Below are 19,287 nucleotides of genomic sequence, written 5' to 3' on the forward strand. Positions count from 1 at the left end.
TGATATTCTCGGCAGTTTTTTGTTTTATTTTGATTCAGATGCCTGTAGTGAAGCACCAACGAAATCTCTAAATAACGGCTGTGGTCTTGTCGGTCTTGAAATGAATTCTGGATGGAACTGAGAAGCAAGGAACCATGGGTGATCCTTCAGTTCAATGATTTCAACAAGGCGTCCGTCTGGGCTTGTACCAGAGAAGACAAAACCTGCTGCTTCCATTTGCTGTCTGAATTCGTTATTAAACTCATAGCGATGACGGTGGCGTTCGTACACGACTTCGTCATTGTATGCAGCAAATGCTTTTGAGTCTTCGTTTAATTTACAAGGGTATAGGCCGAGGCGAAGTGTTCCACCTAAGTCATCAACATCCTTCTGTTCTGGAAGAAGGTCGATGATTGGGAATGCTGTTTCTGGATCAATTTCAGCGGAATGTGCTCCCTCTAAACCTAGTACGTTTCTCGCATATTCGATAGATGCGACTTGCATACCTAAACAAATTCCGAAGAATGGCACTTTGTATTCGCGCGCATATTGTGTTGCAATGATTTTCCCTTCTACTCCGCGGTCTCCGAAGCCTCCAGGAACAATAATTCCGTCTACATCTTGAGCGAAATCAGCCATATTTTCTGCTGTGACTTCTTCTGCGTTGATCCATTTGATTTGAACATCCGCATCAAATGCATAGCCCGCATGACGAAGTGATTCAACGACAGAAATGTATGCATCTTGCAGCTCAACATATTTCCCTACAAGACCAATTGTGACTTGTTTTGAAAGGTTTTGCACTTTATCAACAAGCGCCGTCCACTCCGTCATGTCCGCATCTTGACAGTCAAGCTTCATGTGCTCACATACAAGCTTGTCTAATCCTTGTTTTTGTAAATCAAGCGGAATCGAATAAAGGGTATCCGCATCCTGACATTCGATGACTGCTTTCGTATCAATATCACAGAATAGCGCAATTTTGTCCTTCATGTCTTGTGCCAATGGCATTTCAGTTCTGACCACAATGACGTTTGGCTGAATACCTAGACTACGAAGTTCTTTTACACTATGCTGTGTTGGTTTTGTTTTCAGTTCGCCTGCAGCACGGATGTAAGGAACAAGGGTACAATGAATGTACATCACGTTTTCACGGCCGATGTCACTCTTCATTTGACGAATCGCTTCTAGGAATGGAAGGGATTCGATATCTCCAACTGTTCCACCGATTTCTGTAATGACCACATCTGCACCCGTTTCTTTCCCTGCACGGTACACACGGTCTTTGATTTCATTTGTAATATGGGGAATGACCTGTACGGTTCCACCTAAATAGTCGCCGCGGCGCTCTTTTTTCAGGACTGTAGAATAGATTTTACCAGTTGTGACGTTGCTGTATTTATTCAAGTTAATATCAATGAAGCGCTCGTAGTGACCTAAGTCAAGGTCAGTTTCAGCACCGTCATCTGTGACAAATACCTCACCGTGCTGGTATGGACTCATTGTCCCTGGGTCTACGTTGATATATGGATCAAATTTTTGAATGGTGACATCCATCCCTCTATTTTTCAGAAGGCGGCCTAACGATGCAGCCGTGATCCCTTTTCCAAGTGAGGAAACAACTCCTCCTGTTACAAAAATATACTTTGTCATTTCGTATGCTCCTCTCTTTTTTACCCTTGCATGACTAGACATGCACAGCTTCATCCTTTTAGAGTGTATCCCTAAATCTCTTGAAAAATAAGAAAGCTCCCTTTCAAATAAATGAAAGGGAGCGTAAATGAACGTATCTTTACGTACTCTTTTTTAGAGAGCCCAAAATACATACTACATAGTTCGCTCTGGAAAGTCAAGACGGTTTTGTCCTGTTTTCAGGACCGGTTTGTGAGGGTTATTTGTCTTCCTCATCATCGTCTAAATCGTCTTCATCAATTTCCGTTAAGCCGTCATCATCTTCATCATCATCTTCGTCGAACTCTTCTATCTCTTCATCGATTTCTTCATCGTCTAGGTCAAGGTCCTCGTCGTCTTCAACAAGATCAAGATCTTCTTCAAGCTCGTCGATTTCTTCTTCCTCTTCAATATCATCGAAGTCTTCTTCAACGACAGCAGCTTTTGTTTTTTTCTTTTTCGCTTTTGTTTTCACAGCTGGCTGAACTTCTTCTTCGATTTGATCAACTGGATACCAGCTGCGAAGTCCCCATCTCTGATCACCTAACGAAATAAAGCGGCCATCTATATTTAAGTCTGTATAAAATTGAGCAAGTCGATCATCAAGATCAGATTTTTGTATCCCTTGCAAACGGACCATTTCATCTATTAACTCGGAAAACGTAATCGGCGTTTTGCTGTCTCTGAAAATTTCATAAGCAAGTTCAACTAAAGACATTTGTTTGAGCTGTTCCTGTGAGTATTCTTTCAAACTCAAGGTCAGACACTCCCTTTCTATTACATGTATGTATCCATTTATCAGTGAAATAATAAGTATTTATACCTTATTCTTACGACAAACCATACCTCTCATTATAAACAAATTAGGGGAGTTTATGCCACCTTTATTGATGTTAATTTTTGATTTTTTCGTATGAGGAGCGTTAAAATCCAGTCATTTGCGTTAAATTGGCGTGATTCCTGTGTGTGATATACTTTTCGCAAGTGTCCCTTCTATGAAAGGCAATGTTAGGAATGAATACAATAAAGACAATGCACCTGATCGGCTATCGATTGAACGAAGCGATTATCCATTTTATAAAAAGGTACACATAAACGGGTTTAAGTCTACGTGTACCTTTTTATAAAACTTCTTGTACATTTTTTTAAATGCATCTTTTCTTAACTTGCATTAATATGGTTCCCCTTTTTCACAGACCTTGTTTATAAACTACCTATAAATGCAAGTTCATGCTCTACTTATCATACATCACAGTATAGAGACAATTTCTTTCCCTAAGGAGATTAATGCATCAATGATAAACGGTGCAGCAAAGAGAATTGATGCTTTCCAGTTCTCTTTTTTGTACTGGAAAAAGAGCAAAATGAGAACAGACCCTATAAGCGCTGTCAACATGTACAACAATAAGTTATCTATCTGCAAAATCCCCATGCATATTACATTGATAAACATAATGAGAATCTTAGGAATCAGAGCATAAAACAACTTACTCTTAACTTCAGGAGCAAAGATCATCAATAAGAATTTACCAATTAGATACTGCACTAAAAGGCTTATTGTTGTTAAACTTTATAGCTATACACTTTTATTTATCTTAATCTAAAGTTTTTGAAATAATGAAATTACTACAGCTATGGTCAATACAATTCCTGCAAACATTAGTACAATTAATTTTCTACGACTGTTTTCTTTTTGATCACTGTCTTTTTTTGAATTCTTAGAAAGTTCTGTCGAAACCAGAATCCATATAACCATTGTTACGATTCCTAAGATGGTAGTAGTGGTCATAATAACCTCCAAATATTTATATTTCTTCAATTTTAACATAACCCCATGATAAAATGGGTCGATACTGGAAGTTATCTTAAATTAAGGAAAAAAAAGCTATTACCTTTTGTGCAGATTTAGTTAATCCTTTATTTAGTGTCTAATACTTTAGTAGGTTTGTTGCCAGTTCATATGAATCAATACTCTCTACATCATCAGTGACAGATCACTCTTAAGTTAAAGCTGTTATATTACTATACAATCCTTTTCCACCCTAAAAAACCTTTAGATTTTGTTACTGTTTTAAAATTTTAAAACTAATTGAACCGTACCAAAACAGACCACCTCATATCAGGTGGTCTTTACTTGGTTTCTACATATCTAGCAGTTTCCGTGAGATGACTAGCCGCTGGATTTCTTGTGTACCTTCATAGATTTGAGTGATTTTCGCATCACGCATGTATCGTTCGACTGGGTAATCCTTTGTATAGCCGTATCCGCCGAAGATTTGTACGGCTTCTGTCGTCACCTTCATGGCTGTATCACCGGCAAAGAGCTTGGACATAGCTGATTCTTTCCCATACGGAAGCCCTTTCGTTTCAAGCCATGCTGCCTGATAGGTGAGCAGTCTTGAGGCCTCAATTGCCGTTGCCATATCCGCTAACTTAAAAGCAATGCCTTGCTGCTGAATGATTGGTTTGCCGAATTGTTTGCGCTCCTTTGCGTAATTGACTGCTGCATCCAGAGCACCTTGAGCAATGCCAACAGCTTGTGCGGCAATACCGTTTCTGCCGCCGTCAAGTGTCATCATCGCTATCTTAAAACCTTCGCCTTCTTGACCAAGCCGGTTCCTTTCGGGTATACGACAGTCTTCAAAGATGATTTCTGTCGTTGGCGATGAGCGGATGCCCAGTTTGCTTTCTTTTTTGCCGATTGAGAAGCCTTGCGTCTCTTTTTCTACTATAAAAGCGGTTGTATTACGGGATGAAGGATCTTGGTCGGTAACGGCAAACACAATATAATAATCCGCAATGCCTCCATTGGTAATAAAAATCTTTGCCCCGTTCAAGACGTATTCATTCCCTGCTTTTACTGCTGTTGTTTTCATTCCGCCGGCATCTGAGCCCGAGCCGCTCTCGGTCAGTGCGTATGCGCCGATCTTCTGTCCTTCTGCAAGCGGCTTTAAATACGTCTCCTTTTGCTCATCTGTTCCGAATGTATAGATTGGCCATGAGGCGAGTGATGTGTGAGCAGATAGGGTGACGCCTGTTGAGGCGCACACTCGTGAGAGCTCTTCAACCGCTATGACATAGGCCAAATAATCACTACCAATCCCCCCATTTTCTTCTGGCCAAGGGATTCCCGTTAAACCAAGCTCCGCCATTTGACGAAAAATAGCGGGATCATACGATTCTGTTTCATCTCGCTCTGCTGCTGTTGGCTCCACTTCATTTTTCGCAAAGTCTCTCACCATTTTTTGTATCATTTCGTGTTCGTCACTTAATTGGAACTGCATCATGAGCCACCTCACTTCATATTAGCTGTTTACAAATAACCAGCCTTTGTATTTCACTTGTTCCTTCATAAATCTCACAAATTTTCGCATCACGAAAGTACTGCTCTGCTCGGTATTGCTTCGTGTAACCGACTAGACCAAGCAAATGGATGACTTCTGTACTAATATCAACCGCTGTTTTAGATGCAAATAACTTCGCCATCGACGCTTCCTTCGTGACAGGGCGATTGGCCTCTTTATAAGAAGCCGCTTGATAGACAAGAAGTTTTGCCGCTTCCAGCTTGGTGCCCAGATCGCCCAACCGAATGGTCGTTTCAAGGCCAGCTGGATGCTGCTTTAAATACGTGACCGCCTCAGCTAATGCGGCTTCTGCAATACCAAGGCTTTGAGCCGCAATGCCAATTCTCCCCGCATTTAAGCTAGACATGGCAATCCGAAAGCCTTCTCCTTCTGCGCCGAGCAGCTGTTTTTTTGGAATTCGAACACCGTCAAAATGAAGTGTGACTGTTTTTGATCCATGCAGGCCCATTTTCTTCTCATTTTTTCCGATCGTAAATCCTGGTGTCCCCTTCTCCACAATGAACGCTGATATATTTTTCTTAGCAGAAGCAGGGTCTGTCACGGCAAATACAAGATAGACTTCCGCTTCACCGCCGCTTGTGATAAAAATTTTCGTTCCATTTAACACATAGTGATCGTCTGCCCGCTCTGCTTTCAACTGAATACTAGAGGCATCTGATCCTGCCTTCGGTTCAGTTAGACAAAAGGCGCCCAGCTTCTGCCCGGACGCAAGCTTGGGAACGTAGGATTCTTTTTGTTCAGTCGTTCCAAACGCCAAAATCGGCATCGTCACAACGGATGTATGAACGGATACAATGACACCGATGGTTGCACTTACTTTGGAAAATTCATGAATCGCCATGATATAGGTTGTGAAATCTGCCCCTAATCCGTGATACTTATCTGGGATCGGAATGCCTAAAAAGCCTTGCCGACCCATTTCAGCTAAAAGCGTTTTCGGGAACACGCCCTGTTCCATCGCTTCTATTTCAGGGAATACATGCTGGCGTGCAAATTCTGCTACTCGTTTTCTCCAAAGACGTTGTTTTTCTGTCAGCAACACATCCATCTTGACTCCCCCTATGAGTGGTCGTGGTAAGTGTAAAAACCTCTCTTTGTCTTTTTGCCCAGCCAGCCTGCGTTCACGTATTTTTTCAAAAGAGGACAAGGTCGATATTTGCTATCTCCAAGACCCTCGTGAAGGGTATTCATAATAAATAAACAAGTATCGAGCCCGATGAGGTCGGCGAGACGAAGCGGGCCCATTGGATGGTTCATTCCAAGCGTCATGATGCCGTCAATACTTTCTACATCTGCCACGCCTTCATAAAGGGTATAAATGGCTTCATTGATCATCGGCATCAAAATACGGTTTGACACAAACCCAGGGAAGTCTTCCACTTCTATTGGGGTTTTGTCTAATGTCTTCGCGGTGTCAAAAACAAATTGGTACGTGGCATCATCCGTTTGTAGCGCACGGATTACTTCCACAAGTTTCATCACGGGAACTGGATTCATAAAATGCATGCCGATCACTTTCTCAGGCCGCTTCGTCACGGCTGCTAATTCTGTAATCGACAAGGAAGACGTATTTGTCGCAAATATCGTGTCATCAGGTGCAAATTGATCGAGGGTTTCAAAGATTTGTTTTTTGATCTTCATTTGTTCAGATGCGGCTTCAATCACTAAATGCGTCTGCTGTACATCCTTTAAATCTGTTGAAACAGCCAATCGCTGTGTAATATCACGGACTGCCTGATGTGCCAGCTTTCCTTTTTCTGCTCGTTTCGTCAGTTGTTTGGTCATAGAGGAAATGGCTCGATGAATCTGCTCCTCTGCCGTATCATGGAGCAGGACGGTATAACCTGACTGTGCAAATACTTGGGCAATACCCGAGCCCATTTGACCAGCCCCAACGACCATGACGGTTTCTTCTATACTCATGACAATGAACGCCTCCCTTTTAATCCACCTTGATCATGATCGCATCACCTTGACCCCCGCCGCTGCAAATCGCCGCAATGCCGATCCCGCCGCCTCTTTGTCTGAGTGCATGGATCAAGGTCAATATAATACGTGTTCCGCTTGCTCCAATCGGGTGACCAATCGCGACTGCCCCTCCGTTCACATTCATTTTCCGCCGATCCAGTCCAAGAATTTTTTCGCATGCCAATGCAACCGCTGAAAAAGCCTCATTGATTTCAAACAAATCGATATCCTCTACTTGCTTCCCTGTTTTCTTTAACACTTTTTCGATGGCATAGGCTGGTGTTTTCGGAAAATCCTTTGCCTCTACTGCTACTTGCGCATGCCCAAGCACAACTGCCAGAGGTTTTTCACCTTGCTGCATGGCGTATGTGTCTTTCATTAATAGAAGCGCACTTGCACCATCATTGACACCCGGTGCATTGCCAGCGGTAATCGTACCTGCCTGATCGAAAACGGGCATCAGTTTTGACAAACGTTCATATGACGTATCACGCCGCGGGGCCTCATCTTCTGAAATCAGCTGATCTCCTTTTTTATTCTTGACGGTAACGGGGATGATCTCATTTTTAAAAAAGCCGCTTTTTTGCGCCTCAATGGCTCGTTCATGACTTCTTAACGCCCAAAGGTCTTGTTCTTCTCGTGTAATGCCAAGCTCTTTCGCCGCCATGCTTCCATACTCACCCATATGAACACCTGTAAACGAACAGGTTAATCCATCTAAAATCATGGCATCTTGTACAGCACCATCTCCCATTTTGTAACCCCATCGTGCTTTTTTCAGAAGATAAGGAGCATGAGACATGGATTCCATGCCGCCTGCCACGATCACATTGGCATCTCCCGCTCGAATGATTTGATCGGCTGTCGTGACACTGCGCATTCCTGAAGCACAGACTTTGTTGATGGTTTGCGTCGGAACCGACCAAGGGAGATCTGCATGTCTAGCTGCCTGTCTTGAAGGAATTTGACCTTGTCCTCCTTGAAGGACACTGCCCATGATGACTTCATCCACTTCATGAACATTTGAGGCTCTTTCCAGCGCAGCTTTTATCGTCATCCCGCCTAATTCTGCAGCAGTCAAACGACTTAAAGTTCCACCTAGTTTTCCAAATGGTGTTCTCGCCCCAGATACAATGACCGTCGTGCTCATTTCTTTCCCCTCCTATTTGTTACCGCTTACATAAATGCTAGACAGTTCATAAAATATCGGTGTCCACTGGCCGATGAACAGTCGATCCATCGGCCTGACACCTTTATGAAGCCTGCGTTCTCGTTTCGCCAAACACTGATTTTTCAAGAAGTTCTGCGACATCAAATGTGCCGACCTGCTCTTCTACTTCCTTCGCTTTCGTCCCATCCCCAAGCATGGTTAAACAATATGGGCACCCTGAGCTGATGATGGACGGCTGTACCTGTAAGGCCTGCTCCGTCCTCGCTGTGTTAATTCGAGTACCTGTCTCTTCTTCCATCCACATTAAGCCACCGCCGGCACCACAGCACATCCCCGATTCACGATTCCGTTCCATTTCTTTCAGTGTCACACCAGGAATGGCTTTTAAAATATCTCTTGGCGGATCATAGACCTCGTTATATCTGCCTAGGTAGCAAGAATCGTGGAAAGTAATGACTTCGTTCACTTCATGAATAGGCGTTAATTTCCCCTCTTTTACTAGCTCTGCCAGCAATTCTGTATGATGATACACCTCTGCCTCAAGTCCAAAGTCTGGGTATTCATTTTTAAATAAATTGTAAGCATGCGGATCGATCGTGACGATTTTGGTTACGTCATTTTTTTGGAATTCTTCGATGTTTTTTGCAGCAAGCTCTTGGAACAAAAATTCATTCCCAAGTCTTCTCGGTGTATCACCTGAGTTTTTCTCTTTATTGCCTAGGATGGCAAAAGAAACCCCTGCTTCATTGAGCAGTTTTGCAAAGGCAAGAGCAATCTTTTGGCTTCTATTGTCATATGCACCCATCGATCCAACCCAGAATAAATAGTCGAAGGTCTGATCTGCTTTTTTCAGTTCTTTCACTGTCGGTACGTGCACATCTTCTCTTAGATCACGCCAGTTTTCTCTTTCTTTTCGATTCAATCCCCATGGGTTCCCTTGTCGCTCGATGCTTGTCATCGCACGCTGTGCATCTGCATCCATTTTTCCTTCTGTCAGTACTAAGTATCTGCGCATATCAATGATTTTGTCGACGTGTTCGTTCATGACAGGACACTGATCTTCACAGTTTCGGCATGTCGTGCATGCCCAGATTTCTTCTTCTGTAATGACCTCACCAATGAGAGAAGGATGATACATTGCGCTCGCCGCAGATTCTTCCGCTCCAGCTCCCCTTGCCTGTAATGCCAGTTGATTTCCTGTCGTCTGTTTGAAAGCAAGCTGCGGAACCCACGGTGTCTTTGAAGTAATGGCAGCCCCTTTATTTGTTAAATGATCTCTTAATCGTAAAATCAAATCCATTGGAGACAGCATTTTCCCCGTCCCTGTCGCCGGACACATATTCGTACAGCGCCCACATTCCACACAAGCGTAAAGATCAATCAGCTGAGATTGACGAAAATCTTCAATTTTCCCAACGCCGAACGTTTCTTGTGTCTCATCTTCAAAATCAATTTTTTTCAGTTTGCCTGGCGGGTCCAATCTGCTGACAAATACGTTGACCGGACCAGCGATGAGATGGGCGTGCTTAGACTGCGGGACGTACACTAAGAACGTCAGTAAAATAAGAAGATGCACCCACCATGCGACATAGAACACAATTGTTGCCGCAAGTGGTGAAAGCCAGCCCAGCAAGAAAGCAATGCCGGAAGCAATTGGCTCAGTTGCTGATAGTGAGTGCCCATGCCAAATGATGTTCATTCCGTTACCTAGTAATACGGTCAGCATCAATCCGCCAATAAACAAAAGGACAAGCCCTGACTTAAAGCCCCTTTTTAAACGGACTAACTTCTCGACATATCTTCTATGGAACGCCCAAACCACCGCCACTAAAATGAGAAGTGTGACTACCTCTTGGAAGAACGTAAAGACACCGTAAAGCGGACCTAATGGTAGCCCGCTGTCTGGAACAAGTCCCTTCATAATAAAATCAAGGGCTCCGAACTGCACTAAAATAAATCCATAGAAAAACAGCACATGAATGATGCCGCTCTTCTTGTCCTTCAGCAGTTTCTTTTGACCAAACACATTCACCCAAACACGTTCTAAGCGTTTTTTCATGTCTTTCTGAAATTCTTCTTTTTTGCCAAGACGAATATACGCGGCTCGTGTTCGAATGAGATAAATAAACAAATACACAGCGTAAGCGGTCACTGCCGCAAATGCAATCAAGTTAACAATTAAAAGGCTATTCATCTTGCTCCCCCTTTCATTCCCCAAGACCCACTTTGTTCCGTTTCCATGTTGTACCTCTATCATAAATAATGAATGAGTATTCAGTCAATATTTTTTGCCCATTTGGGTACACTATCGTCATATGTAAAAAAGGAGGAACCTTCATGATCGCATGGATCATTCTACTCGTCGTCTTCGTCATTGTTCTACTCGTCAGGCTAGATCTTTATATAGGGAGAAAATATTTTTCTACCCATGCTTTTGAACGGTCTTTTGACCAAACAAGCGGCGATGCAGTTTTTTATCATGATGGCGAACCACTGTTTGATCAGCTGCTTACGGATATACAGCAAGCCTCTTCTTCTATTCATATGATGTTCTTTATTGTAAAGAACGACAAGATTGGGCAAAGGATTCTGCAAGCACTTAAAGCGAAAGCAGAGCAAGGTGTTTCGGTTTTTTTGCTCACTGATCGGTTAGGCTCCTATCCATTTGATCAAACATCCATTCAGATGCTCGAAAAAAGTGGCATTCAATTTTACTTTTTAAACAAACCACGTTTTCCTTTTTTCATTTATCGCTTGAACATGAGAAATCACCGCAAGATCACGGTGATCGATGGGAAGATCGGCTACATTGGCGGGTTTAATATCGGCGATGAATATGTAGGGAAAAACGGCAGGTTTGGCATTTGGAAAGACTATCACCTGCGCATGACAGGACAGGTTGTCGCAGACCTCCAGCACGTGTTTCTGAATGATTTGTACCGGTCATCTGGTATTCACCAGCTGCAATACGAGGTTTTTCCTAAACTGGAACCGGGAACATTACAGTGCACTACACGTGCGACGGCAGGTTTTTCTTTAGAAGCCTTATTTCTTCACGATATTCAACAAGCGAAAAAGCAAATCACCATCTGCACGCCCTATTTTATTCCATCTGCTCCTCTTCTAAGCGCCCTTCTTGACGCACGGAAGCGAGGCGTGACTGTCGACATCATCATCCCAATGAAGGCAGATCACCCGCTTGTGAAAGAAGCTGGATTTCATTATTTGAAAGATCTGATTGCTGCTGGATGTCTTGTGTATCGTTTTTATAAAGGGTTTTATCATGCGAAAGCCATTCTCATCGATCATAGCCGTTGTATGATCAGTACAGCGAACTTTGATAAACGAAGTTTGTTTTTCAACGAAGAAGTGGATGTGGCCATTGATGATCCCGCCTTCACCGCACATGTAGAGGAAAAGATTCGTGAACACATGGAAGTGTCAGAACTGATGACTGAAGAAAAATACAAACAACGCCCACTTCTCACGCGTCCAATTGAGTGGATAGGCGCCCTGTTCTCGTATTTTTTATAAAGGAGTTGACCTATGCGTTATCGATTTGGTTATGTATCCAACGCCGTGACTTTATGGGAAGCTTCACCTGCCAAGTCGCTGACCTTTGCAAGATACAGTAAGCTCTCAAAGGAAGAGAGGACAGAAGCTCTATTGCGAACGACGAAAGCCAACCTCGTCAATACATTAAGAACGCTTTATTTTGCGATTGCCCATGATATTCCGCTTTACCGTTTTTCAAGCTCGATTGTCCCGCTCGCCACCCATCCTGAGGTGCGGTGGGACTTTGTGACACCCTTTCGCAAAGAATTTCTAGAGATTGGTCAACTCGTAAAGCGGCACGGATTACGAGTGAGCTTTCACCCCAATCAATTTACTTTGTTCACAAGTCCAAAGCCATCCATTACAGAAAACGCCGTCATTGATATGACCTATCATTATGAAATGCTTGAGGCCATGAAGCTTGAAAAGGAAGGCTATATGAACATTCATGTCGGAGGTGCATATGGCGACAAGGCATCTGCTTTACAGCGTTTTGATGAAAATATAAAGCAGCTTCCTGCACATATCAAGGCGAGAATGACGCTTGAAAATGATGACAAAACCTATACGTCATTGGAAACGCTTGATGTTTGTGAAAAGCATGGCATCCCGTTTGTATTTGATTACCACCATCACATTGCAAACAAAGATGATGATGCGGCACTTGATGACATTTTGCCAAGAGTGTTTGACACGTGGGCAAACACTGGCATACCGCCTAAAATCCACTTATCCTCACCAAAATCAGAAAAGGCGATACGAAGCCATGCGGATGGAGTGGAGAGGTCCTTTGTATTGCCACTTTTTCAAGCTTTAAAGTCGTATGGTCTTGATGTGGATTTTATGATTGAGGCAAAGAAAAAGGATCAGGCTTTGCTCCGTCTTGTTGAGGAGCTGTCAGCGATCAGAGGCAATCGGCGGACGAGCGGAGGCACCATTGAGTGGAAATCGTAGAGAAAGGTTTACCTCTATCACAACGGGGGTAACAAAGCTATTGTGAGAAAGTATTTAACAGGAGGATATGAAGATGTCACAAATCTATTCAATCCGAATTGCTGCGAAAGCATTGAATTTACATAAGCTTATTTCTCTATACGAAAAGTGCCAACACGCTCAGCATCGTTTATATGTATATTCTAAAAAAACAATGTGCAACATTAAGAACATCGTAGAGCTAGAAACCTTTAGGCTTACTCATTTAGAATCAGACTATTTAATCGTGGTAGAAGGAAAAGAGGCACAAGACCTTCTTCAGCCATTTGAAAAAGAGAATGCTTCATAAAGAAAGGCAGCCTTAGGCTGACAAAGGGATAAAATGAACCTTATTTTATCCCTTTGTCTTCTTTTCAGCGTAGTTGAAAACCTTTGCAGTCTAGGAAGGACGAGTACCGGCGCGGAGCGAATGTCACATTCGTGAGCACCGGCACGCAGGACTGACACCGAATGCGAGGGTTTGTCTACACGCTGGGGCAGCCTTAGGGCTGCTCTTTTTCTTATATCCATGCTTCTGTCAGCCAAACCTCGCGTGACGTTGCATTCATTTTTACTTGTGTACCGATTGGCATCGTGAGCATCGGATGCGTATGGGCACTGTCAAATTCCGTGATGAGCGGCCTCTTTGTATCTCCCAGTACTTCAAGTAAAAGATCGTGCGGCCTTTTGCCCGTTCCTTCATCATCAAACAGCTCATGTTTCCCTAAGAGGATACCAGATACCCGTTCAAACACACCATTTATCTTTAACAGAGAGAAGTTCTTTTCGACGATGGAGGCGGTTTTCATACAATCTTCAATGAGAAGGATATCGCCTTTTTGGATTTGAGGCATGAATTCACTTCCCCATATGCCATACATGGCATTTAGGTTCCCGCCGATCAGTCTGCCTTCTGCCTGCCCTTCAATAACGCACATCCAATCGTTTGGACGTTTTTCTTTTTCTCGTATTTTCTCTTCCCAGTTGATCCGTTCGTCCGTCCAGAAGGGCGGCTTTTTCACCTGATATGGGATGGGCTGCGGATGAATGAGAATATCCTCGAAAGATTGATATGTATGATTGACAAATGGTTCAAATTCTCCAAAAGACGGCACAAGTGCAGGCCCGTAAAAAACAGGCAGACTCGTTTTTTCATAAGCCGCTAAAAGAATCGCCGTCGCATCTGAATAACCAATCATGATTTTCGGATGCTTCTTCAGCAGCTCAAAATCAAGATAAGGCAGCAAACTATTCGAGTTCGTCCCCCCAATCATCGACATGATACAGGACAAATCTTCTCTCGCCATCAGCTCATTCAGCTCAGCTGCTCGTTCTTGAATCGTTCCCGAACGATAGTGATCCCCTTTCCCTGTTAATGATCCTGGTACCACAATGAATCCTTTTTGTTCAAGCCATTCCTTCGCCCGCTCATACCTAAGAGGCGAGGTGGAAGATGCTGGACTTGAGGGAGAATAAATACCAATTTTATCGCCTTTCTGTAAATGCCGAAGCCCCTTCATTCCATCAGATCCTTCCTACACGAGTTTTTACTATCCTAGCAAAAAAAGCCCTTTTTCAAAAGGGCTCAGATTTAATATAAGAGCTTAAACAGCCCAAACAATATGACAGCAAAACTGATGGCAAGCATCACAAATATCTTTTTTCTGCTCAGAGAACTATCTATGATGTTCACTCCAGTATTGATGCCAAACAAAATCATTCCCACATAAAAAAAGACTGGATTGAGTCCAGCGGGAATGATTAAGATAAATAAGGCAACGAGCGTCACATAGTGAATGCTTTTGATCATGACTGTTTTTGCCGTTTCACTCAAGCCATCCTCTCCTTTTGAATCCAATTGCCTTATAGTATATCAACATTCCATTTAAATGGAAAAGAAGATTTTATCCTATCAAAAAGAGCCCAGCTTAATAACTGGACTCATTCAATCACTTCTCTTCAATGACCAAACTGCGCTTCATGCAGTCTGCTATAAACACCGCCCATTCGAATTAAATCTTGGTGACGGCCTTGTTCTTCAATGCCTTCCCCTGTCACGACGATGATTCGGTCTGCATGTTTAATTGTCGCAAGGCGGTGAGCAATGACGAGTGTCGTCCGGCCGACTGCCAGTTCGCTTAGTGCGTCTTGGATTGCTTTTTCTGTTTCTGTATCAAGTGCTGACGTCGCTTCATCCAAAATAAGAATAGACGGGTTTTTCAAAAACATCCGTGCAATTGACAGGCGTTGCTTTTGACCGCCGGATAGCTTAACGCCGCGTTCACCAATGACCGTATTCAACCCTTCTGGGAAACGCTGAACGAGCTCCTCTAAATGGGCACGTCGCACCGCCTCCCAAATGTCTGCATCACTCGCTTCCAGGTTGCCGTACGCAATGTTTTCACGAATGGTGCCTGAGAATAAAAAGACATCCTGCTGCACAATGCCAATCTGCTGTCTTAAAGAGGACAAGGTCATCGATTTTGTGCTCACACCATCAATGGTGATGTCTCCTTCGTCCACATCATAAAAACGAGGCAGCAGACTACAAATGGTCGATTTCCCCGCTCCTGATGGCCCGACAAACGCAACAGTTTCCCCTTGTTTAATCTTCAAGTTGATATCCTTCAATACATGACTGTGCTCATCGTAGCCAAATGTCACGTTTCGATACTCAATTTCACCTTTCAAGCCGTAAAGATCACGTGCTCCTTCTGTATCCTTCACATCTGGCTCTGTTTCAAGCAAATCGACATAGCTTTTAAAACCGGCAATGCCTTTTGGATACATTTCAATCACCGTGTTGATCTTATCAATGGGTCTGAATAACACATTTGTGATCAAGACAAAGGCGATAAATCCGCCTGCCGTTAATTGACCTTGAAGGACAAACCATGTACCTGCCAGAAGGACAAACAGCGTCACAAGCCTTGTGAGAATATAGCTGATTGATCCGTTAACTGACATAATTTTATAGGAAAGAAGTTTCGCTTTTCGAAAGCGGTTGTTATTTTCAGCAAAGCGCTTTTTCTCGAAATGTTCGTTCGCAAAGGCTTGAACAAGACGAATACCACCAATATTGTTTTCAACCCTTGCATGAAAATCTCCAATGTCATTGTTGAGTTGTGTAATCGCCTGTGTCATTTTTTTATTAAAATGAAGGGCTAACCAGATGATGACTGGCATAATCAAGAAGGTTAAAATGGCAAGCTGCCAGTTAATCATGAGCATGACGGCAAAGGCGCCAAGAATGGTCATAATCGCAATAAACAAATCCTCAGGTCCGTGATGAGCCACCTCACCAATGTACATGAGGTCATTGGTCATTCGAGACATAAGCTTACCCGTTTTGTTGTTATCAAAGAACTTAAATGAGAGACGCTGAAAATGATCAAATAGCTTTTTTCTCATATCGGTCTCAATGTTAATGCCAAGCATGTGTCCCCAATACGACACGATAAATTGCATCACTGAGCTGAGTGCGTAAATGACAAACAGCGCAAGTGCGGTCCAGACAATGACCGTCCAGTTCCCTGTTGGTAATAATGTATCAATGAAGTAGTTCACGATCAGCGGGAAACCTAGTTCCATGAGTCCGACGGCCACAGCACAAAAGAAATCAAAAAAGAACAGACCACGATAGGGCCTGTAATAGGCAAAAAAGCGTTTTAGCATATGTAAAAGAACCTCACTTCCTCTATAATTGATAATCATTTTCAATTATAGAGGAATCATTATCGAAATACTAGATCAGGAAATGATTTCTTTCCCTGGAAACCCTCACAATACACCTGAAAACAATCGCGCAAACGATTCCTTTAAACGTTCCTTTAAGCCCCTTTTATAAAAATGAACTGGCCCCATTTGCTCACATTCTTTCATATCTTCCTCATAATGAGCCATCAATTGCTCGATCGGTTTCTTTGCCGCTGTAAAGACATTGACCTCAAAATTGAGTTGGAAGCTTCTCATATCAACATTGGCCGTTCCGACAGAGGCAAGTTCTCCATCTGCAATCATGACCTTTTGATGCATGAACCCTTTTTGATAGTGATACACCTTGATGCCCTCTTTCAAAAGCTCAGAAAAATAAGATCGTGTGGCGTATTGCGTGAGAAATCCATCATTAATCTCAGGCACCATCACACGCACATCCACCCCTCTTGTCGCCGCAATTTTTAACGCTGTGCGAATGGATTCATTTGGGACAAAATAAGGCGTCGCAATCCAAACAAATTGCTGTGCATTCGAAATGAGCGCATCGTATAAATCACTCATACTTTCCTTCATATCAGGTCCAGTCGGCACGACCTGAATGACATCTTCTCCTGTCACAGGATGCGGGGTGTGATACTTCGGATCATCAATTAACACTTCATCTGATACATACTCCCAGTCCAGCATAAATATGGAGTGAAGTGTCTGAACGGCTTCACCCTTTAACATTGTATGCGTGTCACGCCAAAAGCCGATGTTTTCATCGCGTCCTACATATTCCTTCCCGACATTGAGCCCGCCAACAAATCCTGTTTCTCCATCAATAATCACGATTTTCCGGTGATTTCGGAAATTGAATTTTTGATTAAAGAATCCGTATTTTAATGGTAGAAAAGGAGCGACCTTTATCCCTGCCTGCTTCAATCGTTTAATATCTTTTCGTGAGAAGCGAATGCTGCCAGCCGCATCATAGATGAATCGAACCTCTACTCCTTCTTTCACTTTTTCAATCAGGATCTCCATCATCCGGTGTCCGAGGAAATCAGATTTGAACATGTAATATTCTATATGGATGAACGTTTTTGCCTTTTTTAATTCTTCAAAAATACGTGGAAAGGTTTCCTCTCCATTCTTTAAAATCTCCATATCACTATTTGTATTTACATGCATCCCTGTCGCTTTTTCTGTGTAATGAAAAAAAGCACGCTGATTATCGGTTAAACGCGTCTCATCCGGCTTACTCTCAAGCTCTGATATTCTGCGTAATTTTTCTCGGTTATACATTCTCTTTGATTTAAACAAATGTCCTTTGACATAAAGCTGCCCCGAGAACAAATAAAACATATAGCCGATGATCGGGAAAAAGATCAGTACATACATCCATAACAGCGTGTGCTGTGATGTCCGGTTCTCTAGCATAAGCGAAATAATACTAAATAAAATGATGGCGATGTAACTAGCTGCGTAAAGCTGAAAACCCCACGCCGGCACTGGCCACCAAAACACCACATATGCCCCAAATATCATGAAATATAAAAATAGAAATTCCAGTCTCCTCTTTTTCACATTCTCCGCCTCATTCTGTCTTTTTCTTTTCCATACCCTTTGCACAGCTCGTCTGAAACGCACGGTCTGCTGCTTTCTTTTAGCTTTTACAGACTGGAGCGTTTTGATCCGATATAATGGAAAATATGTGAAGGAAAGGATGAATGATTTATGCGTACACCATCTGCTTTAAAAAAGGGAAGCCACATTCGGGTAATTGCTCCAAGTCGAAGTGCCAGCATTTTATCAAAAGAAGGAATGGCTCAGGCGAAAAAACGTTTAGAGGCATTAGGGTTCACTGTTTCTTTTGGACAACACGTGTTTGAATGTGATCTGCATTCCTCTTCTTCTATTGAACACCGTTTATCTGATCTACATGAGGCATTCTCAAATGATGAAGTCGACGGCATTTTGACAGCAATCGGCGGCTTTAACTGCAATGAGCTTTTGCCTTATATAGATTATGATTTGATTCGTCAGCACCCAAAAGTTCTTTGCGGCTACAGTGATATTACCGCACTTGCAAACGCCATTACCGCCAAATGTGACATGGTGACGTACTCAGGCCCTCATTTCTCCAGTTTCCAAATGGAACAAGGACAAGAGGAGCAGACAGCCATGTTTCAAGCGTGCGTGATGAGTAGCGAGCCATTTGATTTCACCCCTTCTACAAAGTGGAGTGATGATGCGTGGTATCTTGATCAAGTAAATAGGCAGTTTCATCCGACAACATGGGGGATTTATCAGGAAGGAACAGCTGAAGGCACCTTGTATGGCGGAAATCTTTGTACACTGAACTTACTGCAAGGGACACCCTTTATGCCTCGCATCAAGGATGCCATCTTATTTGTAGAAGATGATGACTTGGTCTTTCCTGAAACATTCGCCAGAGACCTTGCCTCGCTCTTGCAGCATGCCGAATCCATTAAAGGGTTAATCATCGGACGTTTTCAAAAGAAATCCAAAATGACAGAGGAACATTTGAGGTTCATCCTAGATAAGCACCCAATGCTTCAACACATTCCAGTGATTTACGATGTCGATATCGGACATACACAGCCGGTCTTCACCTTGCCGATTGGCGGGAGTGCCGAGCTCTCCTGCGACGGCGGACAAATCCAATGGCGTGTTCATGCATAAATAAAAACCTAAAAAGCACCCTCATATGCGGGTGCTTTTTCTATGCCATCATTTCTTTTTAAAATTTTTTTAAAAAAAGTGATCCAACCCTTCATCCCCTTCGTTAAGTAGATGTAAAAAGAAAAGAGAGGAGGCAAAAACATGTTCTCTGATGTACTTAGCCAATTATTCGATTCTATCTCTAACATTATTAATACACTTGGA

At 42.9% G+C, this 19,287-nt stretch carries 15 protein-coding genes; 4 read left to right on the forward strand and 11 right to left on the reverse strand.

The window, feature by feature from the left end; all coding sequences use genetic code 11:
- Nucleotides 1–24: 24 nt before the first annotated feature.
- The 7 genes from pyrG to NSQ64_RS18865 all read right to left on the reverse strand — a co-directional run bounded on the left by pyrG (nucleotide 25) and on the right by NSQ64_RS18865 (nucleotide 10,348).
- Entirely contained in the window at nucleotides 25–1,632 is a 1,608-nt protein-coding gene (pyrG, locus tag NSQ64_RS18835) for a glutamine hydrolyzing CTP synthase (protein ID WP_341017776.1), read from the reverse strand.
- A gap of 238 nt (nucleotides 1,633–1,870) precedes the next feature.
- On the reverse strand, nucleotides 1,871–2,407 hold the full coding sequence (gene rpoE, locus NSQ64_RS18840; protein ID WP_017360054.1) for a DNA-directed RNA polymerase subunit delta: 537 nt from the start codon (nucleotides 2,405–2,407) through the stop codon (nucleotides 1,871–1,873).
- 1,384 nt (nucleotides 2,408–3,791) lie between these two features.
- Entirely contained in the window at nucleotides 3,792–4,934 is a 1,143-nt protein-coding gene (locus tag NSQ64_RS18845) for an acyl-CoA dehydrogenase (RefSeq protein WP_047945753.1), read from the reverse strand.
- 16 nt (nucleotides 4,935–4,950) lie between these two features.
- Nucleotides 4,951–6,063: an acyl-CoA dehydrogenase family protein gene (locus NSQ64_RS18850; RefSeq protein WP_341017780.1), complete on the reverse strand. Its 1,113-nt coding sequence runs from the start codon at nucleotides 6,061–6,063 to the stop codon at nucleotides 4,951–4,953.
- Between the two features lie 11 nt (nucleotides 6,064–6,074).
- Nucleotides 6,075–6,938, reverse strand: a complete 864-nt coding sequence (locus tag NSQ64_RS18855) for a 3-hydroxybutyryl-CoA dehydrogenase (protein ID WP_041507905.1) — start codon at nucleotides 6,936–6,938, stop codon at nucleotides 6,075–6,077.
- Between the two features lie 19 nt (nucleotides 6,939–6,957).
- Nucleotides 6,958–8,133, reverse strand: coding sequence for an acetyl-CoA C-acetyltransferase (locus NSQ64_RS18860; protein WP_144679095.1), 1,176 nt, complete (start codon nucleotides 8,131–8,133; stop codon nucleotides 6,958–6,960).
- Nucleotides 8,134–8,236: 103 nt separating this feature from the next.
- Nucleotides 8,237–10,348 (reverse strand): (Fe-S)-binding protein, encoded by a 2,112-nt coding sequence (locus NSQ64_RS18865; RefSeq protein ID WP_341017785.1) that lies wholly within the window; start codon nucleotides 10,346–10,348, stop codon nucleotides 8,237–8,239.
- Nucleotides 10,349–10,491: 143 nt separating this feature from the next.
- On the opposite strand from NSQ64_RS18865, the gene cls (NSQ64_RS18870) reads away from it, so the two are divergent.
- From cls (NSQ64_RS18870) to NSQ64_RS18880, 3 genes are all read left to right on the forward strand, one after another.
- Nucleotides 10,492–11,688, forward strand: a complete 1,197-nt coding sequence (cls, locus tag NSQ64_RS18870) for a cardiolipin synthase (RefSeq protein WP_341017787.1) — start codon at nucleotides 10,492–10,494, stop codon at nucleotides 11,686–11,688.
- Nucleotides 11,689–11,700: 12 nt separating this feature from the next.
- Entirely contained in the window at nucleotides 11,701–12,663 is a 963-nt protein-coding gene (gene uvsE / locus NSQ64_RS18875; protein WP_341017789.1) for a UV DNA damage repair endonuclease UvsE, read from the forward strand.
- 73 nt (nucleotides 12,664–12,736) lie between these two features.
- Nucleotides 12,737–12,991: a hypothetical protein gene (locus tag NSQ64_RS18880; protein WP_008343494.1), complete on the forward strand. Its 255-nt coding sequence runs from the start codon at nucleotides 12,737–12,739 to the stop codon at nucleotides 12,989–12,991.
- A 211-nt stretch (nucleotides 12,992–13,202) separates the two neighbouring features.
- Here NSQ64_RS18880 and NSQ64_RS18885 read toward each other — a convergent pair whose 3' ends face one another.
- The 4 genes from NSQ64_RS18885 to cls (NSQ64_RS18900) all read right to left on the reverse strand — a co-directional run bounded on the left by NSQ64_RS18885 (nucleotide 13,203) and on the right by cls (NSQ64_RS18900) (nucleotide 17,964).
- A complete protein-coding gene (locus NSQ64_RS18885; RefSeq protein WP_341017791.1) occupies nucleotides 13,203–14,201 on the reverse strand; it encodes a S66 family peptidase in 999 nt (332 codons plus the stop codon).
- 71 nt (nucleotides 14,202–14,272) lie between these two features.
- Nucleotides 14,273–14,515, reverse strand: a complete 243-nt coding sequence (locus NSQ64_RS18890) for a hypothetical protein (protein WP_341017793.1) — start codon at nucleotides 14,513–14,515, stop codon at nucleotides 14,273–14,275.
- A gap of 125 nt (nucleotides 14,516–14,640) precedes the next feature.
- Nucleotides 14,641–16,356 (reverse strand): ABC transporter ATP-binding protein, encoded by a 1,716-nt coding sequence (locus tag NSQ64_RS18895; protein ID WP_341017795.1) that lies wholly within the window; start codon nucleotides 16,354–16,356, stop codon nucleotides 14,641–14,643.
- Nucleotides 16,357–16,461: 105 nt separating this feature from the next.
- A complete protein-coding gene (gene cls / locus NSQ64_RS18900; RefSeq protein ID WP_025208143.1) occupies nucleotides 16,462–17,964 on the reverse strand; it encodes a cardiolipin synthase in 1,503 nt (500 codons plus the stop codon).
- Nucleotides 17,965–18,114: 150 nt separating this feature from the next.
- On the opposite strand from cls (NSQ64_RS18900), the gene NSQ64_RS18905 reads away from it, so the two are divergent.
- Nucleotides 18,115–19,083: a S66 family peptidase gene (locus tag NSQ64_RS18905; protein ID WP_341017797.1), complete on the forward strand. Its 969-nt coding sequence runs from the start codon at nucleotides 18,115–18,117 to the stop codon at nucleotides 19,081–19,083.
- Nucleotides 19,084–19,287 lie beyond the last annotated feature (204 nt).

It is taken from the genome of Bacillus sp. FSL W8-0183 (assembly GCF_038006825.1).
GTDB classification, from domain to species: Bacteria; Bacillota; Bacilli; order Bacillales; family Bacillaceae; genus Bacillus; species Bacillus altitudinis.

What these genes read in the sequence shown, in the direction of transcription:
- NSQ64_RS18865 (WP_341017785.1), bottom strand. Translation starts at nt 10,348, where the DNA reads ATGAATAGCCTTTTAATTGTTAACTTGATTGCATTTGCGGCAGTGACC.
- NSQ64_RS18895 (WP_341017795.1), bottom strand. Translation starts at nt 16,356, where the DNA reads ATGCTAAAACGCTTTTTTGCCTATTACAGGCCCTATCGTGGTCTGTTC.
- NSQ64_RS18860 (WP_144679095.1), bottom strand. Translation starts at nt 8,133, where the DNA reads ATGAGCACGACGGTCATTGTATCTGGGGCGAGAACACCATTTGGAAAA.
- pyrG (WP_341017776.1), bottom strand. Translation starts at nt 1,632, where the DNA reads ATGACAAAGTATATTTTTGTAACAGGAGGAGTTGTTTCCTCACTTGGA.
- NSQ64_RS18845 (WP_047945753.1), bottom strand. Translation starts at nt 4,934, where the DNA reads ATGCAGTTCCAATTAAGTGACGAACACGAAATGATACAAAAAATGGTG.
- NSQ64_RS18885 (WP_341017791.1), bottom strand. Translation starts at nt 14,201, where the DNA reads ATGAAGGGGCTTCGGCATTTACAGAAAGGCGATAAAATTGGTATTTAT.
- NSQ64_RS18905 (WP_341017797.1), top strand. Translation starts at nt 18,115, where the DNA reads ATGCGTACACCATCTGCTTTAAAAAAGGGAAGCCACATTCGGGTAATT.
- uvsE (WP_341017789.1), top strand. Translation starts at nt 11,701, where the DNA reads ATGCGTTATCGATTTGGTTATGTATCCAACGCCGTGACTTTATGGGAA.
- NSQ64_RS18855 (WP_041507905.1), bottom strand. Translation starts at nt 6,938, where the DNA reads ATGAGTATAGAAGAAACCGTCATGGTCGTTGGGGCTGGTCAAATGGGC.
- NSQ64_RS18850 (WP_341017780.1), bottom strand. Translation starts at nt 6,063, where the DNA reads ATGGATGTGTTGCTGACAGAAAAACAACGTCTTTGGAGAAAACGAGTA.
- cls (WP_341017787.1), top strand. Translation starts at nt 10,492, where the DNA reads ATGATCGCATGGATCATTCTACTCGTCGTCTTCGTCATTGTTCTACTC.
- NSQ64_RS18880 (WP_008343494.1), top strand. Translation starts at nt 12,737, where the DNA reads ATGTCACAAATCTATTCAATCCGAATTGCTGCGAAAGCATTGAATTTA.